This is a genomic window from Loktanella salsilacus, from assembly GCF_900114485.1.
GTDB classification, from domain to species: Bacteria; Pseudomonadota; Alphaproteobacteria; order Rhodobacterales; family Rhodobacteraceae; genus Loktanella; species Loktanella salsilacus.
Genome location: NZ_FOTF01000072.1, coordinates 1 through 1,294, shown reverse-complemented (window position 1 = coordinate 1,294; position 1,294 = coordinate 1). Strand labels below are relative to the sequence as shown.

The 1,294-nt window shown below is 66.4% G+C and carries 1 protein-coding gene; it reads left to right on the top strand.

The window, feature by feature from the left end:
* Positions 1–1,294: SGNH/GDSL hydrolase family protein (locus BM131_RS20395; RefSeq protein ID WP_090192200.1), on the top strand; the 1,294-nt coding region annotated here is incomplete at both ends.

Below are 1,294 nucleotides of genomic sequence, written 5' to 3'. Positions count from 1 at the left end.
TGTTCCGGACCCTGATCCCATTCCAGATCCGGCACCTGATCCTGATCCAACGCCCGATCCGGTGCCAGACCCCGACCCGACACCTGATCCCACACCTGATCCGGGCCCCGCATTGGCCGCATTGCCGGTGGCCCCTACTACGCGTTGGCATCCGGGGTTTTCGCAGGTCACGGTGCAGGACGGGCGCGTTGTAACGGCCACCGATCTGCAAGGGCTGGCTGGCGTTATATCCGTGGGCGCGGGCCTTGGGCCGCAAGCGCTGAGCGACGGGCAAGGCCGCGCGTTCTGGCGCTTTGCCGGCGCACAAGCGCTGGAGGTCGCGGCAGGGCTGGTCTGCGATACGCGAGCGATCTCGGTCTTTATGGTGGCGCGGGTGCCCCGGCATCCGGCGTCTTATAATCGCTATTTTTCACTGGGCGCGCAGGGGCAAGGCAGCCAAGTCAACACCCTTGGCGGCGCGCTGGAAAGCCGGGTCATCAGCCGCAGCGCCAGCTTTGCGCAAAGCTTTGGTAAGGTGGCGTCTTCGGCACCGTCGGGTGCAGAGTGGCTGGTCACAGGGGCGCAAAAGCAGGTCATCGGCGCGGTTTGCGGCGCGGCGGGCACGCGGTTGTCGCTGAATGAACGCAGCGCAGCGGTGGCGGCGGCCTATAAGGTGACGGGCGTGTCAGGCGCTGAAATCGGCCGCTATGCCTGGTCGCCGGGGGCTGCGGGCAGCTGGGGCGTGTTCGATCTGTATGACATGGTGGTCTATGACCGCACCTTGACCGAGGCCGAGGCGCAGGCCGTGTCAGAGGCCCTTATGCAGGCTCATGACATCGTCCCCATCACCAGCCAGTTGGTGCTAGAGGGCGACAGCATCACCCAAGGCACCGGCGATGTGACCGATGCGCTGTCCTGCGCTGCGGTGCTGACAGAGCCGGGGACAAACCACGTGCCGCCGGGCTGGCGGGTGTGCAACCTTGGCACCTCTGGCAACAAGATCGCAGACTTGGTGGCCAAGCGCGATGCAGTGAACGGCTGGGCGGCGCAGGTTCTGCCGGGGCAGAACGTCATGGCGTTCGAGGTCGGGCGCAACGACGTGGCCGCAGGGGTCAGCCCGGCGGCGCTGTATAGCGGTGTCGTGGCCTATCTGAACACCGCCAGCACGGGGGTGTTGCAGCGCGGTTGGAGTGTGCGAGCGATGGCAAATATCGCGTCATCCCCTGCCCTGATGCCGCAGATCGAGGCGCAGCGCAGCGCGCTGCGGTCAGCGCAATTCCTCAGCGATACGGGCGCACAGGCGGGCGGTGCCTTT